Raw genomic sequence first — 25,154 nt, 5'->3', positions numbered from 1 at the left:
ATCTAAAGGGGTGACTGTATGGAACAAAGCTGCTTTTCCCATTTGAGTAAGTGTTCTGTCAGCAATAATTCCCGGTTGATGCCCACTACAGACAGTAATTGATGACGGCAAAGCACCCAATCATCAACTGTACTTAATAATGTTTCCACACTTTGTGAAAAAGCAAGGTGCTGAATTAGGGCTTGTTGATCTTGGTTAACGCAGTAATCCCGCGCCTGCTGCCGCCATTTCACTGCATCAGACAATAAACTTATCAACCAAAACAAAAATTGTGGCGCATCATCGCGATTCAGCAACGGCAAAAGCGACAGGGTATCACATTTACGCAAACCCTGTGTAATTGCCTGACAAAGCGAATTTCGCTGCTGCCATTTTTCGGTCTGGAGTAGTTGTTCAGCCGCCAATGGCGCCCCTTGTGACAACTTCAATGCAGTCAGTGCATCTGACGATGTTACATTAGGTAATTTATTTTGCAGCCAATAAAGCCCGATTGACGTTTCCGGTGCCGGAAGAAAATAGTAAAAACAACGGCTACGCATTGTCGCCAGCAAGTTTGCGGGATGTTGGCATTGCAATAAGAAATAGGTACTTTTAGGCGGCTCTTCCAGCGTTTTCAGCAAAGCATTCGATGCAGCATCGGTTAAGGATTCTGCCGAAGGTATCCAGACAATTTTCGCCCCACCTTGCTGAGAATATTCATAGAGCCTTTCGCTGATATGGCGCACAGCATCCACGCCAATGATATGCTTTCCCTTTTCGGGAGCAAGCACATGCCAGTCAGAATGGGTACCAGCCAACATCAAGTGGCAGCCATGACACTCGCCACAGCTTTTCATTCCCTGTTTATTCTGGCACATCAGCCAGCGGCTCAATCCGTAGAGTAATGCTTTCGCACCAGTTCCTTCGTGAGCATGCAGTAAAATAGCGTGGTGCCCACGCCCCTGTTGATGAGATTCAACTAACTGACGATACGCATGATTGAGCCACGGATACCAATTCATGCCGGTGTTTCCTGTTGTTGTAGCCACTGGAGCAAAATATAACGAATATTCGCTTGTACTTCTTCCAGTGATTGAGTTGCATCAACCTTTTTGATTCTGTCATCAGACATCACAAACTCAAGATATTTCTCACGAGTACGGTTGAAGAAATCCAAGGATTCCTTTTCAATGCGATCTAATTCGCCTCGCTCACGGGCACGCTTTAGACCTACCTCTGGTGGTAAATCAAGATAGATAGTCAAATCTGGGCAAAAATCCCCTAATGCAGCGCCACGCAATGATGTCATCAGGTTCTGGTCAATGCCACGTCCCCCACCCTGATAGGCCTGGGAAGAAAGATCATGGCGATCACCTACAACCCAAGTTCCCTTTGCCAAAGCAGGTTTGATAACATTTTCAACCAATTGAACTCTGGCAGCATATAGCATCAGTACTTCTGCTTTATCTGTCAGTATTTCACCTTCAATACCTTGTTTAATCAACTCGCGCAACTTTTCTGCCAATGGCGTTCCGCCAGGTTCGCGAGTAAAAATAAGATCAGAAATGCCGTACTGTTTCAATGTTTCAACGACCGTTTTGATTGCAGTCGTCTTTCCCGCACCTTCAAGCCCTTCAATTACAATAAATTTGCTGTTCATTTATCCTGCTTTAACCTCTGACGGTAAAGGGTTACTGCTTTATTGTGCGCAACCAAATTAGTAGTGAATGTATGACCGCCATTGCCATTCGCAACAAAATATAAGTATTCAGTTACGGCGGGATGCGCCGCTGCTTTTATTGAAGCCAGACCCGGCATAGCAATGGGTGTGGGAGGCAGCCCATCAATCATGTAAGTATTGTACGGGGTAAATGTAGTGAGATTGCTACGAAAGATAGTCCCCGTATATTTATCTCCCAAACCATAAATAACCGTAGGATCAGTTTGCAATCTCATTTTTAACCGCAAGCGATTGACGAAAACAGATGCAACTTTGGTACGCTCAGATTCAATTGCCGTCTCTTTTTCAATGATGGAAGCCATGATCAACATTTCATGTGCATTCTTATACGGCAAATTTTTCTCGCGTGATTTCCACTCCTGCTCCAGCACTGTTTTCATTTTATTGTGGGCTCGCTTGAGTAATTCCATATCACTCGTGCCAGCGGTGTACATATACGTGTCTGGGTAAAACCACCCCTCCAGAGATTCTCCCACTTTCATGCCCAAAGCATCAGTCAATTCTTGTCGTGTTTTATTTTCCACAACGTGCTTTAAGTATGGTGCATTTTGCAATATTTTTGACCAGTCAGAGAGATTGCTCCCTTCAACAAAACGAATAGCAAATTGCATTTCTTTACCACTGGCAAATAACTGCAATACAGCTCGCAGAGACATCCCTTTCTGCAAACGGTAAGTTCCGGCCTTAAATTTCATCAACTCAGGCTCCAAGCGGAATAACCACGGCATGAGTTGATTATCATCAATTAATTTATGCTTAATCAGTAAGGCTTCTAAGCCTGTACGCCCAGTTCCCGCCGGCACAGTAAATATGAGATCTTGGCTGAGGTTAATTTTTTGATCAGCAAAGTTTTCTATTTTTTTCATAAAAGAGAAGAAAATGATCACTGCGATCACAATAATCAGGCCAGGTAGAATGAGAATATGTTTTTTAAATTTCATTCGTAATCACTTTTATATGTACTTTAATAACGAATACTTATAGCCGATGTTTTAAGCGTTAATTGAACCAACCGTTTAAGCAATAGAAACGCTAAAGACTTAAGCAGCCGGGTAATAAATACTCACACAACTCTCTTGATTGATATTTCCACAGAGGTTGATTTTTATGTGCTTGTATTTGATTTATTGGGAGTACTGGCATCAAGGAGTTGCAGATAATCACCTCATCGGCATGAGCCAACGCTTCGGGATAGCGCATAATACATGACAGGTTATAATCACTTTCCGATAATAGTTCGATTATTTTCTGACGCATCACTCCTTCGACACCACATTGGGTTAGTTCAGGAGTATAAACATTTTTGCCTTTTCTCCAGAAAATATTAGCAGCGCTACATTCAACCAATAATCCATCACTATCCAGCACTAATGCATCATCAGCTTTAGATTTTTCAATAAACCGTTTGATTAAAACTTGTTCCAACCGATTCAGATGCTTAATACCTGCCAAATGGGGATTAATGCCCAAAGCAACAGGGCTAAGAACCAGTGAAATGCCTTTCTGGCGTTGAGTAATATACTGTTCTGGATATGGTTTCAACGATAAAATTTGAGTAGGTGCAACTGTACCATCCGTGCCATAGCCTCTGCCCCCTTCCCCTCTGGAAAGGATCACTTTTAAAACACCTGATCCACATCCCTTTGCTGCTTGTTTAATTTGGCTCTCAAGTTGCAGCCAATCAAATTCGGGCATAAACAACTTTTCAACACCTTTTTGCAGCCGTTTAATATGTAAAGACAACAAAGCTGGCTGTCCTTGTTCTACTCTTATTGTAGTGAAACAGCCATCACCAAACTGTACAGCCCGATCGCTTACCGCTATGCGATCACACTGATTACCATTAATCCAGTACGTCATTTTTATTTCTTATGTCGATGAAAAGGTGCAATAACCTCAGCTACTAAGGGGCGCTATAATAGTATAGGTGCCCCGACAGTGCAAAAAACCATACCATATATTCAGTTAACCTACATTCGATGACCATTCTTCATTAGTAATAAGAAAAGCAGGCATAAAAAAAGCCCCAACAAAAAATGTTGAGGCTCTTTATTGACGCAAAGTGTTTTAGATCTTGCGGAAAATCAATGACCCATTGGTGCCACCGAAACCGAAAGAGTTACACAGAGCGTACTCCATTCCTTCAACTTTGCGCGCTTCACCCGGAACTAAATCCAAATGACATTCTTCATCCTGATTTTCCAAATTAATGGTAGGAGGAACAATCTGATCGCGCAGCGAAAGAATAGTAAAAATGGATTCAACCGCACCAGCCGCACCTAATAGGTGGCCTGTCATTGATTTGGTAGAACTCACCAATACTTTAGTGCCCTTACCAAAAACAGACTCAACTGCACGCGCTTCTGCAAGATCACCAACTGAGGTTGAAGTACCATGAGCATTAATGTAGCCCACTTGCTCTGGTGAAATACCTGCATCTTGCAAGGCGTTGCTCATTGCCAAAGCAGCACCTGCACCGTCTTCAGGAGGTGATGTCATATGGTAAGCATCACTGCTCATGCCAAAGCCGACAATTTCAGCGTAGATTTTTGCACCACGTTTTTTGGCATGTTCATATTCTTCAAGAACGACAATACCAGCACCATCACCCAGCACAAAGCCGTCACGATCTTTATCCCAAGGGCGGCTAGCGCCTTGAGGATCATCATTACGGGTAGACAATGCACGTGCCGCACCGAATCCGGCAATACCAAATTCTGTGCTCGCTTTCTCCGCACCACCTGCCAGCATAATATCAGCATCATTATAGGCAATAATACGAGCCGCATGACCGATATTGTGTACGCCAGAAGTACAAGCGGTTGCGATGGAAATGCTGGGACCACGCAGACCATAAAGGATGCTCAGATGACCTGATACCATATTGATAATGGTCGAAGGTACAAAGAATGGGCTGACCTTACGAGGGCCACCCGAAAGCAATGTACTGTGGTTTTCTTCAATCAGGCCCAAACCACCTATACCAGAACCAATAGCAGCACCAAAGCGGCTAGCATTGGTTTCTGTTATGTCAATTCCTGCATCTTCAATGGCTTGTATGCCTGCAGCAATACCATATTGAATGAAGAGATCCATCTTCCGTGCTTCTTTGCGCGAAATATTAAAATCTTCATGATTAAAATTCTTCACCACACCAGCAAATTTAGTTGCATGGTTACAGGCGTCAAAATGTTCGATAAGGCCGATACCACTCTGTCCGCTACAAACAGCATTCCAAGAAGATTCTACTGTGTTGCCGACAGGAGATAACATGCCTAGTCCGGTCACGACTACTCGACGCTTAGACACGGTTATCCTCCAGGGAGGGAAAAAATTTAGGACAAAAAACATAGGCGGTCGAACGACCGCCTAGGTATGTGTGCTTATTTACCTGCGTTTTCAACGTAGTCAATAGCAGCCTGAACTGTGGTGATTTTTTCAGCTTCTTCGTCTGGGATCTCGATATCGAACTCTTCTTCCAGAGCCATTACCAGTTCAACTGTGTCAAGAGAATCAGCGCCCAAGTCATCAACAAATGAAGCTGAATTTACAACTTCTTCCTCTTTAACACCCAGTTGTTCAACGATGATTTTCTTAACGCGTTCGTCGATAGTGCTCATACTATTAAATTTCCTATCAAAACTCGCTTTTGCGATGGTTTTCGTAGTTTATAAAATACAGGAAAAGATGCAACCAAATCCCGGCTGGTCGAACCACAATCTGCCTCTTTATGTATAAAAAACACTCCAGAAACAGATAGTTCGCTCATTTTTAGATCATGTACATGCCGCCATTGACATGTAATGTTTCACCCGTAATGTAAGCGGCCTCGTCAGAAGCAAGAAACGCTACAGCACTGGCAATTTCTTTTGCATCACCAAGACGATTGGCAGGAATTGTAGATTCAATACCTGCACGTTGTTCGTCAGTCAACGCTTTGGTCATATCTGTTTCGATAAAACCAGGTGCAACAACGTTGACGGTGATACCACGGGAAGCGACTTCACGGGCCAATGATTTACTGAAACCAATAACCCCTGCTTTCGCTGCCGCGTAATTCACCTGCCCAGCATTTCCCATCGTTCCAACAACAGAGCCAATGGAAATAATACGTCCATAACGTTTTTTCATCATAGAGCGCATTAGTGCTTTTGACAGACGAAAAATCGAAGAAAGATTAGTGTCAACAATGTCTTGCCACTCATCATCTTTCATGCGCATCAACAAGTTATCACGAGTGATGCCTGCATTATTCACTAAAATGTCTATTTCACCAAATTCAGCACGAATATTCGATAGTGCATTTTCAATGGATTCCGAATCTGTGACATTTAGTACAAAACCTTTGCCCTTATCACCAAGGTAGGCACTGATTGCTTCAGCACCTTTTTCACTGGTCGCAGTACCAATAACACATGCACCGCGTTCAGCCAATAATTCTGCAATTGCGCGACCTATACCGCGGCTGGCACCTGTTACCAGTGCAATTTTTCCATCAAAGCTCATGTTTTCCCCAGTCATTTGTTCAGAGCAACTGTGAGTGATGATACATCATTAACTGCCGCAGCACTTACAGTATCAACAATTCGTTTAGTCAACCCGGTTAATACCTTACCTGGCCCAATTTCCAACAGTTGTTCTACACCTTGTGCAGCAATGTATTCAACCGATTCAGTCCAGCGTACAGGATTATACAACTGACGAACCAGCGCGTCGCGAATAGCGTCGGCAGATTTTTCTACTTTTACATCGACATTATTCACGATAGGGAACAGTGGCTGGTTAAATTCAATCGCTTGCAACGCAACTGCCAATTGTTCAGCAGCCGATTTCATAAGTGCGCAGTGTGAAGGCACGCTCACAGATAAAGGCAATGCGCGTTTCGCACCGGCCGCTTTACATGCTGCGCCAGCGCGTTCAACTGCATCTTTCTCGCCAGCTATCACAACCTGACCAGGTGAGTTGTAGTTAACCGGTGAAACAATTTGCCCCTGTGCTGCTTCGTCACATGCTTTTGCAATGGATTCATTATCCAGACCGATAATGGCATACATCGCCCCTTGCCCTTCTGGTACAGCATCCTGCATCAGCTTTCCGCGTAGTTCAACAAGTTTGATTGCCTGGCTGAATTCAATCACGCCAGCACAAACCAATGCCGAATACTCACCGAGGCTGTGACCGGCCATGATGGAAGGTGCTTTTCCTCCCTCTTCTTGCCAGACACGCCAAATGGCGACTGAAGCTGCCAGTAACGCAGGTTGGGTCTTCCACGTTTTATTCAGCTCTTCTACGGTTCCTTGTTGGACTAATGCCCATAAATCATATCCCAAAACCGCAGAAGCCTCTGCGAAGGTTTGTTCAACCAGCGGAAATTCCGTGGCTAAGTCTGCCAACATCCCCAAAGATTGAGAACCCTGGCCGGGAAATACCATTGCAAAATCAGACATGTTTAGTTTCCTGTTGAATTAAAAACGTACTAGCGCTGAGCCCCAGGTAAAGCCACCGCCAAATGCTTCAAGTAAAACAAGCTGGCCGCGTTGGATCCTTCCATCACGCACCGCTTCATCAAATGCTGTCGGTACTGATGCTGCCGAGGTGTTACCGTGACGATCCAATGTCACAACAACTTTATCCATTGTCATATTCAATTTCTTGGCTGTCGCTGAAATAATACGCAAATTTGCCTGATGAGGCACCAGCCAATCAAGCTCGGAGTGAGACATGTTGTTAGCTTCCAATGTTTCATCAACAATATTCGCCAACTCACGGACAGCAACTTTAAAGACTTCATTGCCGGTCATGGATATATATGCCGGATTATCACGTTCCACTCGACTTTGATGGGGCAAGGACAACAAATCGCCATGACGGCCATCAGCGTGAAGATGGGTGGATAATATGCCGGGTTCCTCAGAAGCCCCAACTATCATAGCTCCGGCCGCATCCCCAAAGAGGATAATTGTACCGCGATCTTCTGGATCCACAACTCTTGAAATAATGTCAGATCCAATGACCAGTGCATGCTTCGCTGCCCCGGTTTTAATAAATTTATCAACAACGCTCAATGCATAAGCAAAACCCGCACATGCTGCTGCAATATCAAAAGCTGCAACATTTGGAATTCCCAATAATTGCTGGATTTGGCAAGCGGCACTTGGGAAGGCATGCGTTGAGCTTGTTGTTGCTACAACAATTAGATCAATTTCTGTTTTATCGATGCCAGCCATTTCAATGGCTTTTTCTGCAGCTTTAAAACCCAAGGTTGCAACATTTTCATCTTCAGCTGCAATACGGCGTTCACGAATGCCCGTACGAGCTACAATCCACTCGTCAGACGTATCCACCATTTTTTCTAGATCTGCGTTAGTACGCACATGCGCAGGCAAATAACTGCCCGTACCTAAGATTTTTGTATACATTTATGCTTGTTCACTCTTGGGTAATACTGCATCCAGTCGGGCAGCGATTCTGTCAGGAACCTGTTTTTCTACAGCCTGAACAGCTTGATCAATAGCCGCTTTAAACGCACGTTCATTGGCAGCGCCATGGCTTTTAATGACGATACCACGTAATCCCAATAACGTTGCTCCGTTATACTGATCAGGGTTCAAATGACCAAATCGCTTCGTTACCTGCTTTAGCAACCATTTTTTGAATATCTTCATCTTGAATATTTTCATCAGCCAAGATGATTTTTTCTGCTGACCATCCGGTGATTTTACCAGAGATAGAATCACTCTAATTGCACCTTCCATCGTCTTCAGCGTAACATTACCTGCGAAGCCGTCACATACGAGCACATCAGTTTTCCCCGTCAGTAACTCATTTCCTTCCACATAGCCTATATAATTAATAGTCGGGCTATTGCGCAAGGTTATAGCAGCTTCGCGGATATTATCCAGCCCCTTGGATTCCTCTTCCCCTATATTGAGCAGCGCCACTCGTGGGTTATCTACGCCAGCAACATACTCTGCCATTACAGCGCCCATAATCGCAAACTGAACTAACATACGGCTATTACAATTAATATTAGCGCCTAAATCTAATACAACGGTCTTCCGCTGTTTCAGGTTAGGTATCACAGTCATTAATGCCGGTCGTTCAATCCCTTCTATGGATTTTAGCATCAATTTGGCCAACCCCATCAAAGCCCCCGTATTTCCCGCACTGACACAGGCCTGTGCTTGCCCTGATTTGACCAGTTCCAGCGCCACACGCATCGAAGTACCATGACTGGAGCGAATAGCCTGTGAAGGTCTTGCATCGTTGGAAACGACATGTTCCGCAGGGATAATTTGCAAACGGCCAAGCAGCTCGGCATTTTCATTTGCAAGCAAAGGGGAAATGGTTTCGGGGTTACCGACCAACAATAGCTTTAATTGCGGATTAGATGCCAGTGCCTGCAAAGCAGCAGGCACTGTGACGCGAGGACCAAAGTCCCCGCCCATAGCATCTAACGCTAGGGTTAGATTAGCCAAGATATCAACTTGCTAATGGTTAGCTGAGATTACTTGTTGATTACCTTGCGGCCACGGTAGTAGCCATCAGCGGTCACGTGGTGACGCAGGTGAGTTTCACCAGAAGTTTTGTCTACAGAGACATGTGTTGCAGTCAGTGCGTCATGAGAGCGACGCATACCACGTTTAGAACGAGTTGGTTTATTCTGTTGTACGGCCATTGACCTTACTCCTTAAGTACTTTTCTTTAAACTGGCTAATACGGCAAATGGGTTTGGTTTTTCCGCTTCAGCGGGCAATTCACCAAACACCATGTCCGCGTCGGACACTTCACAGTGTTCAGAATCATGTACCGGAACTACCGGCAGAGACAGAATTATTTCATCTTCAATCATTGCCAGTAAATCTATTTCGCCAAATTCATTAACGTTAATTGGCTCATATTCTTCCGGTAATGCCTCGGCCTTCTCGTCATTGACGATCGGGCTAAAACAATACGTTGTGTGAACATGATGACTGAAATTACTGCCACAACGCTGACAGGCAAGCGTGACATCCACATCGGAATGCCCTTTTACAACAGCCAGACGCTGATTATCAATTTCAAACGATAGTGAGCTATCTACATCACCATCCACACTGACCACACTTTCTGCAATGCGACGAACTTGCTCAGCAGAATAACTACCTTGGTAGTCTAATCTTTTCTGGGCAGCTCGAAGTGCATCAATGGTCAGGGGTAATTTTACCTTCTGCATAAGGCGCGCATATTATCTTTGTAATGAGACATAGTCAAAGAAAAAGGCCACACATCTTACCTTTCCGCCAAATATTCGCTTATTAAGCGACGCATAGTTTAAAATGTCCGCGAATATTTCTCTACGTATTTTATGGAAAAATGATGCTTCCGATTGTTTTATCGTCAACTTCTGTATATCGCCGCCAATTATTGGAAAAATTGGGTTTATCTTTTACTTGTGCTTCTCCTAATGTCGATGAGGAGCCACAAGAAAATGAAAAACCAGAACAGTTGGTAATGCGGCTATCACATGCAAAAGCGACCGCATTGCAATGTGATTATCCCAACCACCTAATTATAGGTTCAGATCAGGTTTGCGTTTTAGATAACAAAATTACAGGCAAGCCACATAATTTTGAAAACGCGTTCAAGCAACTACAAAAAGCCAGCGGGAAATGTGTCACGTTTTATACTGGTGTTACGTTATTTAACAGCAAAACCGGGAGTGCAGATACCCGCTGTGAACTCTTCCATGTTTATTTTAGACAAATTACCGACGCAGAAATCATCAGTTACTTAAACAAAGAAGAACCTTTTAATTGTGCAGGCAGTTTTAAAAGTGAAGGTTTAGGGATCACATTATTTGAGAAACTTGATGGCAGAGATCCAAACACTCTAATCGGCCTGCCATTGATTACCCTGACAGATATGCTGATCCGTCAGGGGCTTAACCCTCTGACGGACTCTTCTCATTGATTATTCTGCCGCAATATTCTTAAACAAGTTTTTAACTTATCATCCAGCGGGGCTTCGAAACGTAAAGTTTCCCCCGTAGATGGATGGGTAAACTTCAGGGAACTTGCGTGCAAAAACAGCCGGTTAAGACCCGTCGCTGCCAATTGTGCATCAAATGCTCTATCACCATAGCGATCATCAAAAGCGATAGGATGACCCGCATGTAATGTATGTACCCGGATCTGGTGCGTTCGACCTGTAACCGGGCTTGCCCGCACCAAAGTCGCAAATGTATACCTTTCTTCAATTTTAAAGCGTGTTTCAGAAGGTTTACCTTCGCTGCTGATTTTTACTACCCTTTCCCCGCTTTGCAGAATATTTTTCAACAAAGGAGCTTCAACCACTTTGCAATGGGATTGCCACTGGCCGCGTACCAGCGCCAAGTAATCTTTCTGCATCTGTTTCAAGCGCAGCTGTTCATGAAGGGCGCGCAACGCAGAGCGTTTTTTTGCAATTAATAAAATGCCCGAGGTATCGCGGTCAAGGCGATGCACCAGCTCAAGAAAACGGGCTTCAGGGCGCAATGCCCTCAACCCTTCAATAACACCAAAACTCAACCCACTGCCGCCATGAACTGCTGTTCCGGACGGTTTATTAATGACCAGAATATAGTCATCTTCATACAAAATACACTCAGCCAGTGCTGCAACCTTGCCCAGTTTTGCAGATACAGGGGGATCCTGTTTCTCTGATACTCTGACCGGAGGGATCCTGATGGTGTCTCCTGCTGCCAATTTATATTCGGGTTTGATTCTGCCCTTGTTAACTCGAACTTCACCTTTGCGCAGAATCCGGTAGATCATGCTCTTAGGTACACCTTTTAAACGAGCCAGCAAAAAATTATCGATTCGCTGACCGGCCTCATCGTCATCAATAGTGACAAATTGTACAATTTGATTATTTGTTTTCATGGGCGAGATTTTAATTATCCAACAAACAGAGCGCCACTCAATTTTTTCAATGTGACTAAATAACATCCATGCTTTTCTACTTCATTGGTATGAATGTCTTTATTTAAAGACCAAAGATTAACAACTTATCACTATTTCCTGATAAAAAAACCCCAAAGCGATAAAGTCACCTTGCTATCACCCCAAAAGCAATGGAATAATGCTTTCTGGCCACAGTTCACTAAACTATGAATGGCAAGATTGAAATTGTTTGTTATCTGTTTGATCGAACAAAAGCGCAGCAATGGCGTAAGACGTAATGTTCAATCAAACAATTTATGGGCTGCGAGTTGCAGCTTACTGGATTGGGTAAAATCTGTGCTGGCTTAATTACAGTATTCCCCAATAAATAGAGTACTGTATTTGAATGAAATCCAGACTCGCCGGCAAATAGGCGCCTCTATACAAACGATAGCCGTGAGGCTGACGGTTTTGTAAAAGACACGAGGCCATCGGTAACCAGTAGCTCATCTTTTTTACTCGCAGCTCTATACCAATGTAAAAAATAATGAGTAAGTTAGAATGAAAAGAATGCTAATCAACGCAACCCAACAGGAAGAGTTGCGTGTCGCCCTTGTTGATGGGCAACGTCTGTATGATTTGGATATTGAAAGCCCTGGGCACGAGCAGAAAAAGGCCAATATATATAAAGGTAAAATTACACGAATTGAACCTAGCCTGGAAGCTGCTTTTGTTGATTATGGTGCAGAGCGACACGGTTTCTTGCCCATAAAAGAAATTGCTCGCGAATATTTCCCAAGTAATTATCACCCGCACGGCCGCCCTAACATTAAGGATATCCTTAAAGAAGGTCAGGAAGTTATCGTTCAGGTTGATAAAGAAGAACGTGGAAATAAAGGGGCAGCCTTAACTACTTTTATTAGTCTGGCCGGTAGCTATCTGGTTCTGATGCCCAATAACCCAAGGGCCGGCGGTATTTCTCGCCGCATTGAAGGCGATGATCGCATTGAACTGAAAGAAGCACTCTCCTCGCTCGAAGTTCCTGAAGGGATGGGGCTGATTGTACGTACCGCAGGTGTAGGCAAATCCGCAGAAGCCTTACAAGGAGATTTAAATTTCCGACTAAGACACTGGGAAGCTATCAAAAAAGCCGCAGACAGCCATCCTGCTCCATTCCTGATCCATCAAGAAAGCAATGTTATTGTACGTGCCTTCCGTGATTATCTGCGTCCAGACATCGGGGAAATCTTGATAGATAACCCGAAAATCCTTGATTTGGCCCGCCAGCATATCACTGCGCTGGGGCGCCCGGATTTTGCCAGTAAAATCAAGTTATACAGTGGTGAAGTTCCCCTGTTCAGCCATTATCAAATAGAATCGCAAATTGAGTCAGCTTTCCAGCGTGAAGTTCGCTTGCCTTCCGGCGGTTCAGTGGTTATTGATACGACTGAAGCCTTAACTGCCATTGATATTAACTCATCACGCTCAACCCGCGGTGGCGACATCGAAGAAACTGCCTTCAATACCAATTTAGAAGCCGCAGATGAAATTGCGCGTCAATTGCGTTTACGTGATCTCGGTGGTTTGATTGTCATTGACTTTATTGACATGACACCCGTACGCCACCAACGAGAAGTTGAAAACCGGCTGCGTGATGCCGTGCGCCAAGATCGTGCCCGTATTCAAATTGGCCGAATTTCTCGTTTCGGTTTGTTGGAGATGTCCCGTCAGCGTTTAAGCCCATCACTGGGGGAATCCAGCCATCACGTTTGCCCTCGCTGTAGCGGCACTGGGACTATTCGTGATAACGAATCACTTTCTTTGTCTATTCTGCGCCTAATCGAAGAAGAAGCACTAAAAGAAAATACACATCAGGTTCATGCGATTGTTCCTGTACAAATTGCTTCCTATTTGTTGAATGAAAAACGCAGGGCTGTCAATGCCATTGAACATCGTCAAGGAGGTGTCGGCGTTGTTATTGTGCCAAACGACCAAATGCAAACGCCGCACTTCTCTGTTTTGCGTGTGCGTAAAGGCGAAGAAATTTCTGCAGTAAGTTACCACCTTCCACAATTGCATGATGCAGAAATGGCAAATGTTCCGGATGACAGCCAGAACGAACGTAAGCGTCCAGAACAACCCGCTATTTCGACATTTGATCTTCCAGCAGATGCTCCTGCTGCGGCTACAGCAAAAGCCAGAAGTGATAAAAAAGCAGTTGTCAGCAATCAGAAGCAAGCTGCTACTCCAGGTTTGTTCAGCCGTTTCCTCACCGCTCTGAAAAAATTATTCAGTGCTGAAGAAGAGAAACAACCTCAAGCTAGCAACAAAAAGCCTTCTGGCAATGATAATCGCCGCTCATCAGAACGTCGCAATCCACGCCGTCAAAACCAACGCCGTGATCGCAACGAAAATGAAAATCGCAATAACCGCGAGCGCGATGAACAACGTAAGGGCCGCAATACACAGCAGAAAAATAATGCTAATGCACAAGAAAACGTTGCGATAGACAATGAAGCACGCGAAGCTCAGCAACAACAACGCCGTGAGCAACGTGCAGAACGTCAACGCCGTCGTCAGGAAGAAAAACGTCAGCAGCAACTGGAAGCCAAGGCTGAACAAGCAGCAAGCAAACCAGAACAAAATGAGGAAGAAGCGGAAGAGCGCCAGCCAGTCATGCCTCGCCGCCAACGCCGCCAGCTTGAGCAAAAAATACGTATAACTGATGAGGTGAAAAAAGAGGCAGTTGTCGCTGCTTTGCCAGCCATCGTGCCAGAAACGGTATCAACCAATGTCGGAGAAGAGAAAAAAGTCTCTGTACCTGCCATTATTGATACTCATGTTGAAGCAGCAAACCAACCTGCAATATCGCAGAATTCGGTTGCTCAGGACATGGCTTCCCAGAACGATGCACCTCAAAATGCTGCCTCACAAAATAACGAGCAGCAAGATAACACCATGCCACGCCGTTCCCGCCGTTCACCGCGCCATCTGCGTGTCAGCGGTCAACGCCGTCGCCGTTATCGTGACGAACGTAGTTTGACTCAATCTCCAGTACCGTTAGAAATGGCTGTGGTTTCACCAGAACTGGCATCAGGCAAAGTTTGGGTTCGTTATCCAGTTACACCAGTGACGACGGCCGAAGCTGAAATGCCAGCGGCTGTTGAAACCGTTGACGAAGCTGCTCCGGTACAACAAGAAAATGTGATCTTGATTCCGGCAATAACAGAGCCTTCACCAAGCCCAATGGAAACTCGTGCGGAAGTGGTAGAACAACTAGAGATCGCTGTTCATCATGAAGCTGCTGTAACCCATGAGGATGCTAAATTAGCTGAAGAATCTTCTTCTGTTGTGGCATCGGAAGAGCCAGAAGCTGAAGCGGTAGAGCCGGTTATTAGTCATGATGAACAACATCCAGCAGAAGTTTTATCGGACGATAAAGCTCCGCAGGTTGACAGCTTGCATAATGAAGCACCTCATAATAAAGAACTGCATAACAAGGTTGTGCGTGATTCTGAAGCATCAGATCCAATCATAGTGTCGCCTTTAGTTGAACAGGAACATCATGAAGAACAACCAACTGTCGCAGCGGAAACAAGCGCTCAGGCAGAGGAAGTTAAAACGGAAGAGACAAAGGTTACTGAGTCTCCGATTATCGTGGAAAAATATCATCACGCTTATTCCCCAATGACGAGGGCACCAGCACCAGATTTGGTGGAAAAGCCCGTCGTGATTAACGAATTGCAGCGCCCTGCTAGCCCATTCAAAGGGAAAGGTGGAGCGGGTGGTCACTCTGCGACAAATATTGCAACTTCTGGCATGGTTAAACCACAATTTTTCAAATAATCGAAAGTTGTAGCTTCTTATAAAAGCAATGGCTCCTGATAACAGGAGCCATTTTTTATCCCATTTCCACAAAAAAACAATCAATCTCATTTCTTTCAATGGGTTATTCCAATAAACTTAAATAATTATCATTTAAAGTTCATTAATTTTATGGAGAGCATCCTGCCTATGAAACCTTGGTTAATTTTTGGTGCTGGGAAAGGTATTGGAAGACATTTAGCCATCATCGGACTCAAACAAAACCGTCCTGTTACTGCTTTGATTCGTAATGAGCAACAAGCTGCCGAACTGAGCGCAATGGGCATTAATGTGATATTCGGTGATGCCTGTGACCACAAGAGCATAGAAACAGCGATTGCAAATGCAGGGGAAAATCCGGTTGTCTTTTCAACCATTGGCGGCGGCAATTCAGATCATTATGGCAATATCGCCATCATTGATGCGCTGGAGAAATCTCAGGTTTCACGCATGCTATTGGTGACATCCATCGGATGTGGAGAAAGCTGGAAGACGTTATCGCAGCGAGCAAAATCACTATTCGGGCAATCAGTCAGGCACAAATCACTGGCGGAAAGTTATTTGCAAACCAGTACACTGGATTTTACCATTATTCGCCCTGGCGGCCTGACCGATCAGTCTGGCACTGGAAATTGCCAACGCTATCAAGATGAAATTCATGGCATGGTAAGCCGTATCGATGTCGCGGAGCAATTAGCTCAGATGGCAGATGATGAACACACTTATTATCAAATTTACGCCTTGGTCGATCCTGAACTCAAACCGCATTGGAATTGATATTCCTATCACCAAAGCCAAAAAAGATAACTACGCGCAATGGCGTGGTTATCTTTATCAAACCCAATATTGGCAACTGAAAGCTTATTTAACCCCACCATCCATCGCTTTCAATTTTTTAGATAATTCACGGCGCTCTTTAGATAGCTCAGCATTCTTGATGATATATTCATCAACACGTTCTTCATAATCACTGCGCATATGGGAAATAATTCCCTGAATATCATCAATCGACATGCCCGGTTTAATGTAATCGCTCAAATTATCGAGCAGTAATACACGCTTTTGGTTATCGCGGATCTTTTTCTCATTATCGACAATTTCGCGTTGCAATTTGTTTTTACGACGAAATATGCGCACAAACTCCAGTACATTATGGAATGTTGGTTTATTTGTGTTGTCCATTATTTACACCTTTTTAATCTGACTGATAATTTATTATGCTAACCCCACAATACAATTTCAGGCAACGTATAGACAAGTCAGTTTCGATAATTTTTAGGATTTAGGCGTTAAACGCCGGTACATTCCCTGTGCTTCTGGGTCCGTCAATTGATAACCGAGCTTTGCATAAAATTCGGGTTTATCTGCAATCAAAGAAACATAAGAGCCTGATAATGCTTGTGCCTCCAACCACGCATCAATCCGAGCCATAATTGTTTTACCAAGCCCTTGCCCCTGATAATCTGGATCAACAGCAATATCCACAATTTGGAAAAAACATGCGCCATCACCAATAACACGCCCCATTCCAACCAGTTTTCCTTGAACACGTAAGTAAACAGCAAACAGTGAGTTAGGTAATCCTTTCTGCGCAGCTTCTATGGATTTTGCTGATAACCCAGCGCGTTCACGCAATGTGACATACTCTTTGGGTGTCGGAAGTGTGTCTGTAATTTCTACCATCATTATCATCCTGTTTAATTAGAGGATTCACGAGATTAAAATAGGGCGTTTACTCCCAAATAATACATTGGAATTAAATCGTTCAATAGCCCAAATGTCACTCTTCTGGCTTTCGCTGAGCCGGCTCATTCTTTCCATGCCACAAACATTCAGATCTGCTAATTCAGATTAGCCAAAATATGGTTTACCATGTATAACTCGCAATTTCGTGTTACTGAGAGCCATCGTTTTTAGTACGCGCAGTTTTTGGTATGCACAGCTTTTGGTACGCATTTTCGACATGATTTAATTGGCGGCGACGGAGAATACACAACATTGAACACCAGTAAAGAACAACAAAGTTTCTACTTCCACGATTATGAGACGTTTGGTAAACATCCTGCCTTAGATCGCCCAGCCCAATTTGCGGGAGTTCGCACCGATAGTGATTTCAATATCATTGAAGAGCCTTTGGTGGTGTATTGTGCTCCCGCTGATGATTACCTTCCCGACCCTGAAGCGGTGATGATTACGGGAATCACACCGCAGTTGGCATTGAAAAAAGGGGTCAATGAGGCTGAATTTGCCCGTCAGATCCATGAAGCCTTCAGCAGACCCAACACGTGTATTCTTGGATACAATAATATTCGTTTTGATGATGAAGTTAGCCGTAACATTTTCTATCGTAACTTTTACGATCCGTACGCTTATAGTTGGCAAAAAGGTAATTCCCGCTGGGATTTACTTGATGTATTACGTGCTTGCTATGCCTTGCGCCCAGAAGGGATTGTCTGGCCGGAAAATGATGATGGGCTGCCGAGTTTCAAATTGGAACACCTGACAAAAGCCAACGGTGTTGAGCACAGCCATGCCCATGATGCAATGTCCGATGTTTACGCTACCATCGCCATGGCAAAGCTGGTGAAAAAAGCCCAGCCCCGCTTATTCGATTACTTTTTCCAATTAAGAAATAAACAAAAAATCAGCAATCAAATTGATATTCCACAAATGAAACCTTTGGTTCATGTATCGGGAATGTTTGGGACTTTACGCAGCAATATTAGCCTTATTGCCCCTTTGGCATGGCACCCGACGAATCGCAATGCTGTTATCATGTGTGATTTGGCAGGTGATATTACTCCACTACTGGAACTCAGTGCAGATAAACTACGTGAACGTTTATATACCCGACGCGATGAATTACAGCCAGATCAAAGCCCGGTTCCTATCAAGTTAGTGCATATCAATAAGTGCCCTATTATCGCGCCAGAGAATACATTACGGTCAGAAGATGCAGAGCGAGTCGGATTAGACCGCAATCAATGTGAGAAAAACTTGGCTATTTTGCGCAATCACCCACAAATCAGGGAAAAGGTTGTTGAATTGTTTTCGCATCCCGAAGAATTTCCTGAATCTGATAATGTTGATGCCAAGCTATATAGCGGATTTTTCGGCGATGCCGATAAAACTGCCATGGAGATTATTCGGGAAACTTCTCCACAGAACTTGCCAGCCTTGGATTTAACTTTTCAGGATGCGCGTATTAAGGCATTGTTATTCCGCTATCGAGCCAGAAATTACCCGGCGACCCTGGATTACGATGAACAACAACGCTGGTTACATCATCGTCAGGATCTCTTCACACAAGAGAGTATCAGCCAATACCTTGCCACTATTGAAGCGCTTTTTGTTGAATATCAATCCGATGAAGATAAATGTCGTCAGCTAAAAGCACTGGTTGATTACGCAATCCAACTGGCTGAGTAAACTTTTCTAATTATTTTACTTTATTAATCAAGCAAAAAGACAAAACAGAAACTTTGTCTTTTTGCTCCCTTATTTCTTTCATCTTTTTTCACTGCAAAAACAAGTCAGTCATGGTGATGTTCAATATCTTGGCAGTCATGTCCCTTTCCCCAATTTTTCAGTTTGGAGGTTTTGCCAATGCCCGGATTCAACGTATTTGTCGGATCCGTCATTTGATAGAATCGCTTAAGCTGAGGTTTAGCGTGATATAAATGCCCAACATTATGTTCAGCAGGATATTCTGCTCCACGCTGATTCAATATTGCCAACATTTCCGCTTTCAGCGCCTTAATATCAGTACCTTTTTTGACAATATAATCCTGATGGAATACGTGACACATAAAATGCCCGTAATAAAGGCTATGCACTAGTTTTTCATTAATTGCAGGAGGCAAGGATTCAAACCATTCATGATCGTTACGCCGCAAGGCTATATCCAATGCCAGAATATCTTCTACATCCTTGCAATGGACTGCCTGATAACGAATTGCAGCCCCAGCCGCTGCGAAGCGATGCAAAAATGCTTTTGTCCCCTCTTCAGGCGTACAGGCAAAATATTCGCCCCCCGCTTGTTTGAAGTAATTTTCCAGCCACTCTTCTGCTTCTTTAATGCCATCACCGGACATTTTTAACATCAAATGATGTTCAAAACGATTTCGATATTCTTTTAAACGAGGGGGTAAATGGGAGGGCAATAAACGGCTCAACCCCTGCATAGCACGATCAGTCAGATGCGAAGGCAAAAATGGTACCTTACCAAACATGGCATCCATCCTCCCTTTCAGATTGAAAAATTTTGGCATTTTATCTGTGCCTAATTTGTCAATCATGACAAAGGTATCTTTTCCATATATTTCCGCGATATCAAAGATATCCCGGTGCATATATTCCCCCGCAACGGGTAAGTGCCGAAAGTTTGAGAGAATATGACGACGTAATTCCGTCAATTCTTGTGGTTGGTTGGTGCCAATATAGAAAACCTGCGAAGAGGACTCAGCCGGAAAAGTATCAAGACGAACAGCGAAAACCACTAGCTTACCGGCACAACCAGACGTTTCGAATAACCTGCGTTCATCAGCATTAAACCGTGCTGGTGTATCAGCATCAACGTCTCGGATACGTTGTAGATATTCATGGTCAGAAGCTACCCTGTCGCTACTCTGAATATCTTCCGTACGATAGTGTTGAGCCTCCAGACGAGTCAGAATTTCTTCTGGTGTATCGCCTAACGCAATGCCTAAATGGTTAATAAGTTCAGCCTGACCTTTTTCATTGACACGACCATACAGCGCCAACTCAGTATATGCGGGGCCACGTTGAACCAATGAGCCTCCTGAATTATTGCAGATCCCGCCAATGACAGACGCGCCAATACAGGATGAGCCAATGACCGAATGAGGTTCACGCCCCAGTGGTTTTAGTTCTTTTTCTAAATGCCACAGAGTGCTGCCGGGGAAAGCAATAACTTGATTGGTCGAGGTAAGGAGCTGTATTTTATCCATTCGGAGCGTATTGATAATGATAATATCACGATCATAGTTATCGCCATCCGGAGTAGAACCCCCTGTTAATCCCGTATTGGCGGCCTGCATTAAAATAATTTTATCCGTGTCGACACAAGCCTTGAAAACATTCCATAACTCTAATAGCGAGCCCGGAAATACAACCGCGAGCGCATTTCCCTGCCCAGAACGAAAGCCTTTACGGTAACGTTCTGTTTTCTGAGATTCAGTGAGAATATGGGGCGTTCCGACAATATACGTAAGAGTGGCGATTATCTGCTGATCTTGAGAGTTGTTGACATCATTCATAATGTTCCTCTTACCTTATGGCACCAGTCAAACAGGCTTTTAATGAAATAAGATGTGGCTACTTATCACTTATTATATCCCGTTTCTTTTCGTTTACTGATTTCTTGCTCACGTTTAGACTCAGAGTCTACAAGATACGCTGTGATGCTTTCGGGTACTTCATTATATTTTGTAAGCAATAGGCCAATAGTAGGCAAAATGAAAACAGCACCCGAAGGTGCTGTTTCAAATATAAGGGGTTCTTTCTATTTATGAGCCACTGGCTCTTATGATTCACTGAATTGTGGCATCGGCTGACGGAAGCTGCGCGTCAGGAAGAACATATACAGTAAACCAATTCCACCCCAAATCAGACCTAACTCCATGGAGTGTTCATCCAGATTCATCCACAAGACACCGACTGTCGCAGCGCCAAGCAAAGGGAGGATCAAGAAATTCAGTGTATCTTTCAAAGTGCTGTTGCGGCGTTCACGAATATAAAATTGTGAAATGACCGACAGATTCACGAAAGTAAAGGCCACCAGCGCACCAAAATTAATCAATGCAGTTGCCGTCACCAAGTCCAGCCAGCCGGCGGATAACGCAACAATGCCAACCAAGATGACGTTAATGGCCGGAGTACGCCATTTCGGATGAACATAGGCAAATACTTTCTCAGGCAACACTCCGTCTCGGCCCATTACATAAAGCAAACGGGAAACGCCTGCGTGGGCAGCCATACCAGAAGCCATTACAGTTACGCAGGAGAATACTAGAATAATCGCCTGGAAGAATGCGCCGGCAACAAACAACATAATTTCTGGCTGAGATTCATCAGGGTTTTTGAACCGAGAGATATCTGGGAAATAGAGTTGTAGGAAATAAGACACCGCAATGAAGATAGCTCCACCAATTAATGCAGTCAGGAAAATCGCTTTTGGAATTACCTTTTCTGCGTTTGGTGTTTCTTCAGATAATGAACTGATACCATCAAACCCGAGGAAAGAGAAACAAAGTATCGTCGCCCCGGTTATCATTGGGATCAATTTGGCTTCTTCTGACGTAAATGGTCGCATGCTGAACAGTGTTCCAGCACCCTCACCATGATGTACGCCATACATTAATAAACCGACAAAGACCACCATAACAGCAATTTGTACAACCACGATCAGGCCGTTGAGATTTGCCACAACATTAATGCCACTCAGGTTGAACACTGTCATCAATACCGCCAAGCTGACCACAAAGACCCAAGGGTCGATTCCTGGAAAAATGGCTTGGAGATAAATTTTTGCCAACAGGATATTGATCATTGGCATGAGCAAATAATCCAGCAAGGATGACCAACCTACCATAAACCCAAGATGGGGATTTATTGATTTTTGTACGTATGTGTAGGCAGAACCTGCTGACGGAAAGCGTTTTACTAATTTCCCATAGCTTAAAGCTGTAAATAAAATTGCGATTAATGCGATAGCGTAAGATGTTGCAACATGTCCACCAGTCAGACCAGAAACAATGCCGAACGTGTCAAAAATAGTCATTGGCTGCATATATGCAAGCCCCATCATAACTACCTGAAACAGGGTCAACGTTCTTCTTAGTTGAACGCGATTATTAGCACGAGTCTGAGTAGTGTCAAAAGTGATTGAATTATGCGACATGAGCGAAACCTCCCATAACTTCGATCTGGGTACTACTACAACTACTTAATCGATAGTTACTGGGTAGACTTCGCATCTGTCTATAGACAGAAAAGAAAGAAGAATTAGAGGAGGATGAACTAGCAGAGAGGCCTGCCCCATAGTCATCATTGCAGCAACGAGCGCCAATTGGCACAAGTGCAAAAGAGAATAATTGCTCCATTTTTTATTCCTCAGTACAGCAACCCGCTTTCAATTATGGTTGCTTATGGTCAGTATCGATCCGGAACAAGCTCCGGCCTCTTTGTGTGGTAAAAAATAACTCGATTGCAAAAAAAATAACTGGTGCATTTTTACACACCAGTTATTTTTTAGTGCACGCATTTTGCACTTCAAGTACTGAAATAGCAAGCGCTAGACACTAAAAAATTTATTATTTTTTACTACACTACAGAGCCTTACAGAATCGGCTCTTACTGAGTGAATGCTTGGGTTCATCGCCATCATATCCATTGTTGGCCTCTGATAAACTTTTAGCACAGGGTGTGACTATTTGCCATTTAATGGCGTACATTTTTATAGCAAAAAAGTCATTCTATCACCATAAAAATGATCACAGAATGACTTTGCATTATGTCTAAATGTGAATACGTCTAAATGTTAATTATGATTACTAATATTAATAAACAAACCCAATATTAATTAAAAGTCATAATTAAGACCGATGTTGTAACGACGGCCATCAAGTGTAGCCTTATGGATTTCTTGAGTCACACGTTTATCAAAGATGTTATAGACACCACCCAATAAACGTAGCTGCTTCGTTATATTGTAAGTCATACCAAGATCAACAAAGGTGTAAGAAGGTGTCCCATTCTCCATACGGGAACGATATTGGTAATTTTTCGATTTACCACGGAAATTGATGCGTGCCCATGTATTCATTTCTGGTAGTGCTTGCCAATTCAATGTTGCATTAGCCATATGCGTTGGCATCTTATTCAAAGACTTACCTTTGAAAGGGCCTGTTTTTTGCTTGGAATAAGAATAAGTATAATTTGCTGCTAATGAGATATCTTCTGTGATATTCCAATTCATGGTAGTTTCTATACCACGAAGGTTGGCTTCATCGACATTCATGTTTCCATTAACAAAGTCATAGCCCTTATATGGGCCATCACACATTACAGGCTTTCCTGTCTCGTTATCACAGATATTGAATTCAGTAATTTTATTTTTAAAGTCGGTATTAAAGACCGTGACTCCTGTATTAAAACCGTTTTGGTTATTCCAAATAACACTAATTTCCTCACTGACACTTTTTTCTGGTTTCAAATCAGGATTGCTTTCAATGACCCCATTACTATTACCACCGCCTGTGCCATGTAACCAATTCGGGGCAACCTGTCGTAAATTAGGGGAGCGATATCCGGTAGAAACTCCACCTTTAATTGTCCATTGTTCATCTGCATGCCATACACCATACAAACGAGGTGTCCAATGAGCACCAAAAAGCTCATCTTTATCCAAGCGAATGCCACCAGTTAAAGCAAAATCATTGGTCATTTGCCATTCATCTTCAGTAAATAATGACCAACTCCAGCGCGTAAGCTTATTCGTTCCTTTTTTAGCCATTACTTTATTTTCACCGTCACTCAAATCTTCATAACGGTATTGCCCACCCACACTCAATGTATGCGTATCCAGTGCAAATGTTGTCTGGTTACTAAAGAGAGTGTCTGAATTTTTCATCTTACGTCCTGGATTATTAGATTCATCCCTCTGGATATAAGAAGTCATCGTACCAAAATCATAAATTCCATTATGGCTAATTGAGTAATTATTGCGCTCATAACGGTTAATGTCGTCTGATTTAGCACTAACCCGACGGCTTTTACCAATATGCGAATTACTATCCTGTAGATTACGGCCTACCTCAAAATCAAAGCTATTTTGCTCATCCGGTGTTAAAGAAAATGTTACCGTACCATTACGTATTTCCTGTTCCTTAAAACCACTGGGGATTTTATCTTCGCTGCGATGAGAGAATAAACCGTTTAGTTTTATTCCCAATAAACCATCAATCAACGGTCCAGCAACATAAGCGCTTGTTTGGTAGGTATTACCTGATTTTTTTTGCTCAGTCAGAGTTGTATCTGCACGCAAGCTACCGTGCCACTCTTTTTGAACTTTACGGGTGATGACGTTGATGACTCCGCCCATAGCATCAGACCCATAAAGCGAAGACATCGGCCCGCGTACAACTTCAATGCGTTCAATTGCTGCTAATGGTGGCATCCATCCTTGCTCAATGCCGGAGCCATCACTGTTAGGACGTGTACTACGGGTATCGACCCTTTTTCCATCAATCAGTATCATAGTGTATTTGGAGCTCATACCCCGGATACTAATGTCGCTACTGCTGCCACCGCCAGTAATCATCACACCCGGCACATCTTTCAATGCATCCGTGACATCACGGTAGACTTTGGTTTCTAACTGTTCACGACTGATAACTGAAATAGATGCTGGTGCATCTTCAATTTTTTGCTGAAAACCTGCTGCGGTAGTCACAATAATTTTATCTTCGCCATTATTAACTGTATTGTCAGCCAAAACAGAGCTGGATGACATGGCAGCAATAATGCCGAGTACAATTTTTTTCTTTGCAAAAATAGACATTCCCGATTCTCCAAAAGGTAGAATAGAATTATTTAGATTAATATGGATAATCGACATATACCCATTGCACGGGAATAATGATTTA

General features: G+C 43.5%; 22 protein-coding genes. 4 read left to right on the top strand and 18 right to left on the bottom strand.

All coding sequences use genetic code 11. From position 1 onward, the window contains the following. Positions 1-2 precede the first annotated feature (2 nt). The 12 genes from holB to yceD form a co-directional block, all read right to left on the bottom strand. Positions 3-1,001 (bottom strand): DNA polymerase III subunit delta', encoded by a 999-nt coding sequence (gene holB, locus FE392_RS00240; protein ID WP_319928230.1) that lies wholly within the window; start codon positions 999-1,001, stop codon positions 3-5. Continuing rightward, a complete protein-coding gene (gene tmk, locus FE392_RS00235; RefSeq protein WP_319928229.1) occupies positions 998-1,639 on the bottom strand; it encodes a dTMP kinase in 642 nt (213 codons plus the stop codon). The genes holB and tmk overlap by 4 nt, the downstream gene beginning before the upstream one ends. Beyond that, positions 1,636-2,661: an endolytic transglycosylase MltG gene (gene mltG / locus FE392_RS00230; protein WP_319928228.1), complete on the bottom strand. Its 1,026-nt coding sequence runs from the start codon at positions 2,659-2,661 to the stop codon at positions 1,636-1,638. The genes tmk and mltG overlap by 4 nt, the downstream gene beginning before the upstream one ends. A gap of 91 nt (positions 2,662-2,752) precedes the next feature. Further along, the gene (pabC, locus tag FE392_RS00225) at positions 2,753-3,580 is read right to left on the bottom strand and encodes an aminodeoxychorismate lyase (protein ID WP_319928227.1); all 828 of its coding nucleotides are present in this window, start codon (positions 3,578-3,580) and stop codon (positions 2,753-2,755) included. Between the two features lie 207 nt (positions 3,581-3,787). Beyond that, entirely contained in the window at positions 3,788-5,029 is a 1,242-nt protein-coding gene (gene fabF, locus FE392_RS00220) for a beta-ketoacyl-ACP synthase II (RefSeq protein WP_319928226.1), read from the bottom strand. A 74-nt stretch (positions 5,030-5,103) separates the two neighbouring features. Next, entirely contained in the window at positions 5,104-5,340 is a 237-nt protein-coding gene (gene acpP, locus FE392_RS00215) for an acyl carrier protein (RefSeq protein ID WP_004247087.1), read from the bottom strand. 151 nt (positions 5,341-5,491) lie between these two features. Next, positions 5,492-6,226 (bottom strand): 3-oxoacyl-ACP reductase FabG, encoded by a 735-nt coding sequence (gene fabG / locus FE392_RS00210; RefSeq protein ID WP_319928225.1) that lies wholly within the window; start codon positions 6,224-6,226, stop codon positions 5,492-5,494. An 11-nt stretch (positions 6,227-6,237) separates the two neighbouring features. Then, entirely contained in the window at positions 6,238-7,167 is a 930-nt protein-coding gene (gene fabD / locus FE392_RS00205) for an ACP S-malonyltransferase (protein ID WP_319928224.1), read from the bottom strand. A gap of 18 nt (positions 7,168-7,185) precedes the next feature. Continuing rightward, the gene (locus tag FE392_RS00200; protein WP_319928223.1) at positions 7,186-8,139 is read right to left on the bottom strand and encodes a beta-ketoacyl-ACP synthase III; all 954 of its coding nucleotides are present in this window, start codon (positions 8,137-8,139) and stop codon (positions 7,186-7,188) included. Continuing rightward, a complete protein-coding gene (gene plsX / locus FE392_RS00195) occupies positions 8,140-9,198 on the bottom strand; it encodes a phosphate acyltransferase PlsX (protein ID WP_319928222.1) in 1,059 nt (352 codons plus the stop codon). It lies immediately after the preceding gene. Between the two features lie 29 nt (positions 9,199-9,227). Continuing rightward, the gene (rpmF, locus tag FE392_RS00190; RefSeq protein WP_004247080.1) at positions 9,228-9,398 is read right to left on the bottom strand and encodes a 50S ribosomal protein L32; all 171 of its coding nucleotides are present in this window, start codon (positions 9,396-9,398) and stop codon (positions 9,228-9,230) included. Between the two features lie 12 nt (positions 9,399-9,410). Further along, positions 9,411-9,935: a 23S rRNA accumulation protein YceD gene (gene yceD / locus FE392_RS00185; protein WP_319928221.1), complete on the bottom strand. Its 525-nt coding sequence runs from the start codon at positions 9,933-9,935 to the stop codon at positions 9,411-9,413. A 143-nt stretch (positions 9,936-10,078) separates the two neighbouring features. Here yceD and FE392_RS00180 point away from each other — a divergent pair, with 143 nt between their 5' ends. Continuing rightward, positions 10,079-10,672 (top strand): Maf family protein, encoded by a 594-nt coding sequence (locus FE392_RS00180; protein ID WP_319928220.1) that lies wholly within the window; start codon positions 10,079-10,081, stop codon positions 10,670-10,672. On the opposite strand, the gene rluC is transcribed toward FE392_RS00180, so the two are convergent. Continuing rightward, complete coding sequence (rluC, locus tag FE392_RS00175) at positions 10,666-11,622, bottom strand: 23S rRNA pseudouridine(955/2504/2580) synthase RluC (protein ID WP_319928219.1); 957 nt, start codon at positions 11,620-11,622, stop codon at positions 10,666-10,668. The genes FE392_RS00180 and rluC overlap by 7 nt on opposite strands. A 561-nt stretch (positions 11,623-12,183) precedes the next feature. On the opposite strand from rluC, the gene rne reads away from it, so the two are divergent. Together rne and FE392_RS00165 are read left to right on the top strand one after the other, a co-directional pair. Continuing rightward, positions 12,184-15,468: a ribonuclease E gene (gene rne, locus FE392_RS00170; RefSeq protein WP_319928218.1), complete on the top strand. Its 3,285-nt coding sequence runs from the start codon at positions 12,184-12,186 to the stop codon at positions 15,466-15,468. A gap of 168 nt (positions 15,469-15,636) precedes the next feature. Then, entirely contained in the window at positions 15,637-16,263 is a 627-nt protein-coding gene (locus FE392_RS00165) for an SDR family oxidoreductase (protein WP_319928217.1), read from the top strand. 84 nt (positions 16,264-16,347) lie between these two features. Here the strand turns inward: FE392_RS00165 and tmaR are convergent, their stop codons facing one another. Beyond that, positions 16,348-16,668 (bottom strand): PTS system regulator TmaR, encoded by a 321-nt coding sequence (gene tmaR / locus FE392_RS00160; RefSeq protein ID WP_319928216.1) that lies wholly within the window; start codon positions 16,666-16,668, stop codon positions 16,348-16,350. A 93-nt stretch (positions 16,669-16,761) separates the two neighbouring features. Beyond that, complete coding sequence (locus FE392_RS00155; protein ID WP_319928215.1) at positions 16,762-17,172, bottom strand: GNAT family N-acetyltransferase; 411 nt, start codon at positions 17,170-17,172, stop codon at positions 16,762-16,764. 312 nt (positions 17,173-17,484) lie between these two features. Between FE392_RS00155 and sbcB the strand changes: the two genes are divergently transcribed. Further along, positions 17,485-18,915, top strand: coding sequence for an exodeoxyribonuclease I (gene sbcB, locus FE392_RS00150; RefSeq protein WP_319928214.1), 1,431 nt, complete (start codon positions 17,485-17,487; stop codon positions 18,913-18,915). Positions 18,916-19,019: 104 nt separating this feature from the next. Here the strand turns inward: sbcB and dld are convergent, their stop codons facing one another. From dld to FE392_RS00130, 3 genes are all read right to left on the bottom strand, one after another. Then, positions 19,020-20,765 carry a D-lactate dehydrogenase gene (gene dld, locus FE392_RS00145; RefSeq protein ID WP_319928213.1) on the bottom strand — a complete coding sequence of 582 codons (1,746 nt, stop codon included), beginning with the start codon at positions 20,763-20,765 and terminating at the stop codon, positions 19,020-19,022. Between the two features lie 266 nt (positions 20,766-21,031). Further along, complete coding sequence (locus tag FE392_RS00140; RefSeq protein WP_319928212.1) at positions 21,032-22,408, bottom strand: APC family permease; 1,377 nt, start codon at positions 22,406-22,408, stop codon at positions 21,032-21,034. A 681-nt stretch (positions 22,409-23,089) separates the two neighbouring features. Then, the gene (locus FE392_RS00130; protein ID WP_319928210.1) at positions 23,090-25,069 is read right to left on the bottom strand and encodes a ligand-gated channel protein; all 1,980 of its coding nucleotides are present in this window, start codon (positions 25,067-25,069) and stop codon (positions 23,090-23,092) included. Between the last annotated feature and the right edge of the window lie 85 nt (positions 25,070-25,154).

This window comes from Xenorhabdus santafensis (genome assembly GCF_033949405.1).
GTDB classification, from domain to species: Bacteria; Pseudomonadota; Gammaproteobacteria; order Enterobacterales; family Enterobacteriaceae; genus Xenorhabdus; species Xenorhabdus santafensis.
Note: the sequence above shows the minus strand (reverse complement) of the source record. Positions and strands in the feature narration are given on the sequence as shown.

What these genes read in the sequence shown, in the direction of transcription:
- holB (WP_319928230.1), bottom strand. Translation starts at nt 1,001, where the DNA reads ATGAATTGGTATCCGTGGCTCAATCATGCGTATCGTCAGTTAGTTGAA.
- tmk (WP_319928229.1), bottom strand. Translation starts at nt 1,639, where the DNA reads ATGAACAGCAAATTTATTGTAATTGAAGGGCTTGAAGGTGCGGGAAAG.
- mltG (WP_319928228.1), bottom strand. Translation starts at nt 2,661, where the DNA reads ATGAAATTTAAAAAACATATTCTCATTCTACCTGGCCTGATTATTGTG.
- pabC (WP_319928227.1), bottom strand. Translation starts at nt 3,580, where the DNA reads ATGACGTACTGGATTAATGGTAATCAGTGTGATCGCATAGCGGTAAGC.
- acpP (WP_004247087.1), bottom strand. Translation starts at nt 5,340, where the DNA reads ATGAGCACTATCGACGAACGCGTTAAGAAAATCATCGTTGAACAACTG.
- fabG (WP_319928225.1), bottom strand. Translation starts at nt 6,226, where the DNA reads ATGAGCTTTGATGGAAAAATTGCACTGGTAACAGGTGCCAGCCGCGGT.
- fabD (WP_319928224.1), bottom strand. Translation starts at nt 7,167, where the DNA reads ATGTCTGATTTTGCAATGGTATTTCCCGGCCAGGGTTCTCAATCTTTG.
- FE392_RS00200 (WP_319928223.1), bottom strand. Translation starts at nt 8,139, where the DNA reads ATGTATACAAAAATCTTAGGTACGGGCAGTTATTTGCCTGCGCATGTG.
- rpmF (WP_004247080.1), bottom strand. Translation starts at nt 9,398, where the DNA reads ATGGCCGTACAACAGAATAAACCAACTCGTTCTAAACGTGGTATGCGT.
- yceD (WP_319928221.1), bottom strand. Translation starts at nt 9,935, where the DNA reads ATGCAGAAGGTAAAATTACCCCTGACCATTGATGCACTTCGAGCTGCC.
- FE392_RS00180 (WP_319928220.1), top strand. Translation starts at nt 10,079, where the DNA reads ATGCTTCCGATTGTTTTATCGTCAACTTCTGTATATCGCCGCCAATTA.
- rluC (WP_319928219.1), bottom strand. Translation starts at nt 11,622, where the DNA reads ATGAAAACAAATAATCAAATTGTACAATTTGTCACTATTGATGACGAT.
- rne (WP_319928218.1), top strand. Translation starts at nt 12,184, where the DNA reads ATGAAAAGAATGCTAATCAACGCAACCCAACAGGAAGAGTTGCGTGTC.
- FE392_RS00165 (WP_319928217.1), top strand. Translation starts at nt 15,637, where the DNA reads ATGAAACCTTGGTTAATTTTTGGTGCTGGGAAAGGTATTGGAAGACAT.
- tmaR (WP_319928216.1), bottom strand. Translation starts at nt 16,668, where the DNA reads ATGGACAACACAAATAAACCAACATTCCATAATGTACTGGAGTTTGTG.
- FE392_RS00155 (WP_319928215.1), bottom strand. Translation starts at nt 17,172, where the DNA reads ATGATGGTAGAAATTACAGACACACTTCCGACACCCAAAGAGTATGTC.
- dld (WP_319928213.1), bottom strand. Translation starts at nt 20,765, where the DNA reads ATGAATGATGTCAACAACTCTCAAGATCAGCAGATAATCGCCACTCTT.
- FE392_RS00140 (WP_319928212.1), bottom strand. Translation starts at nt 22,408, where the DNA reads ATGTCGCATAATTCAATCACTTTTGACACTACTCAGACTCGTGCTAAT.
- FE392_RS00130 (WP_319928210.1), bottom strand. Translation starts at nt 25,069, where the DNA reads ATGTCTATTTTTGCAAAGAAAAAAATTGTACTCGGCATTATTGCTGCC.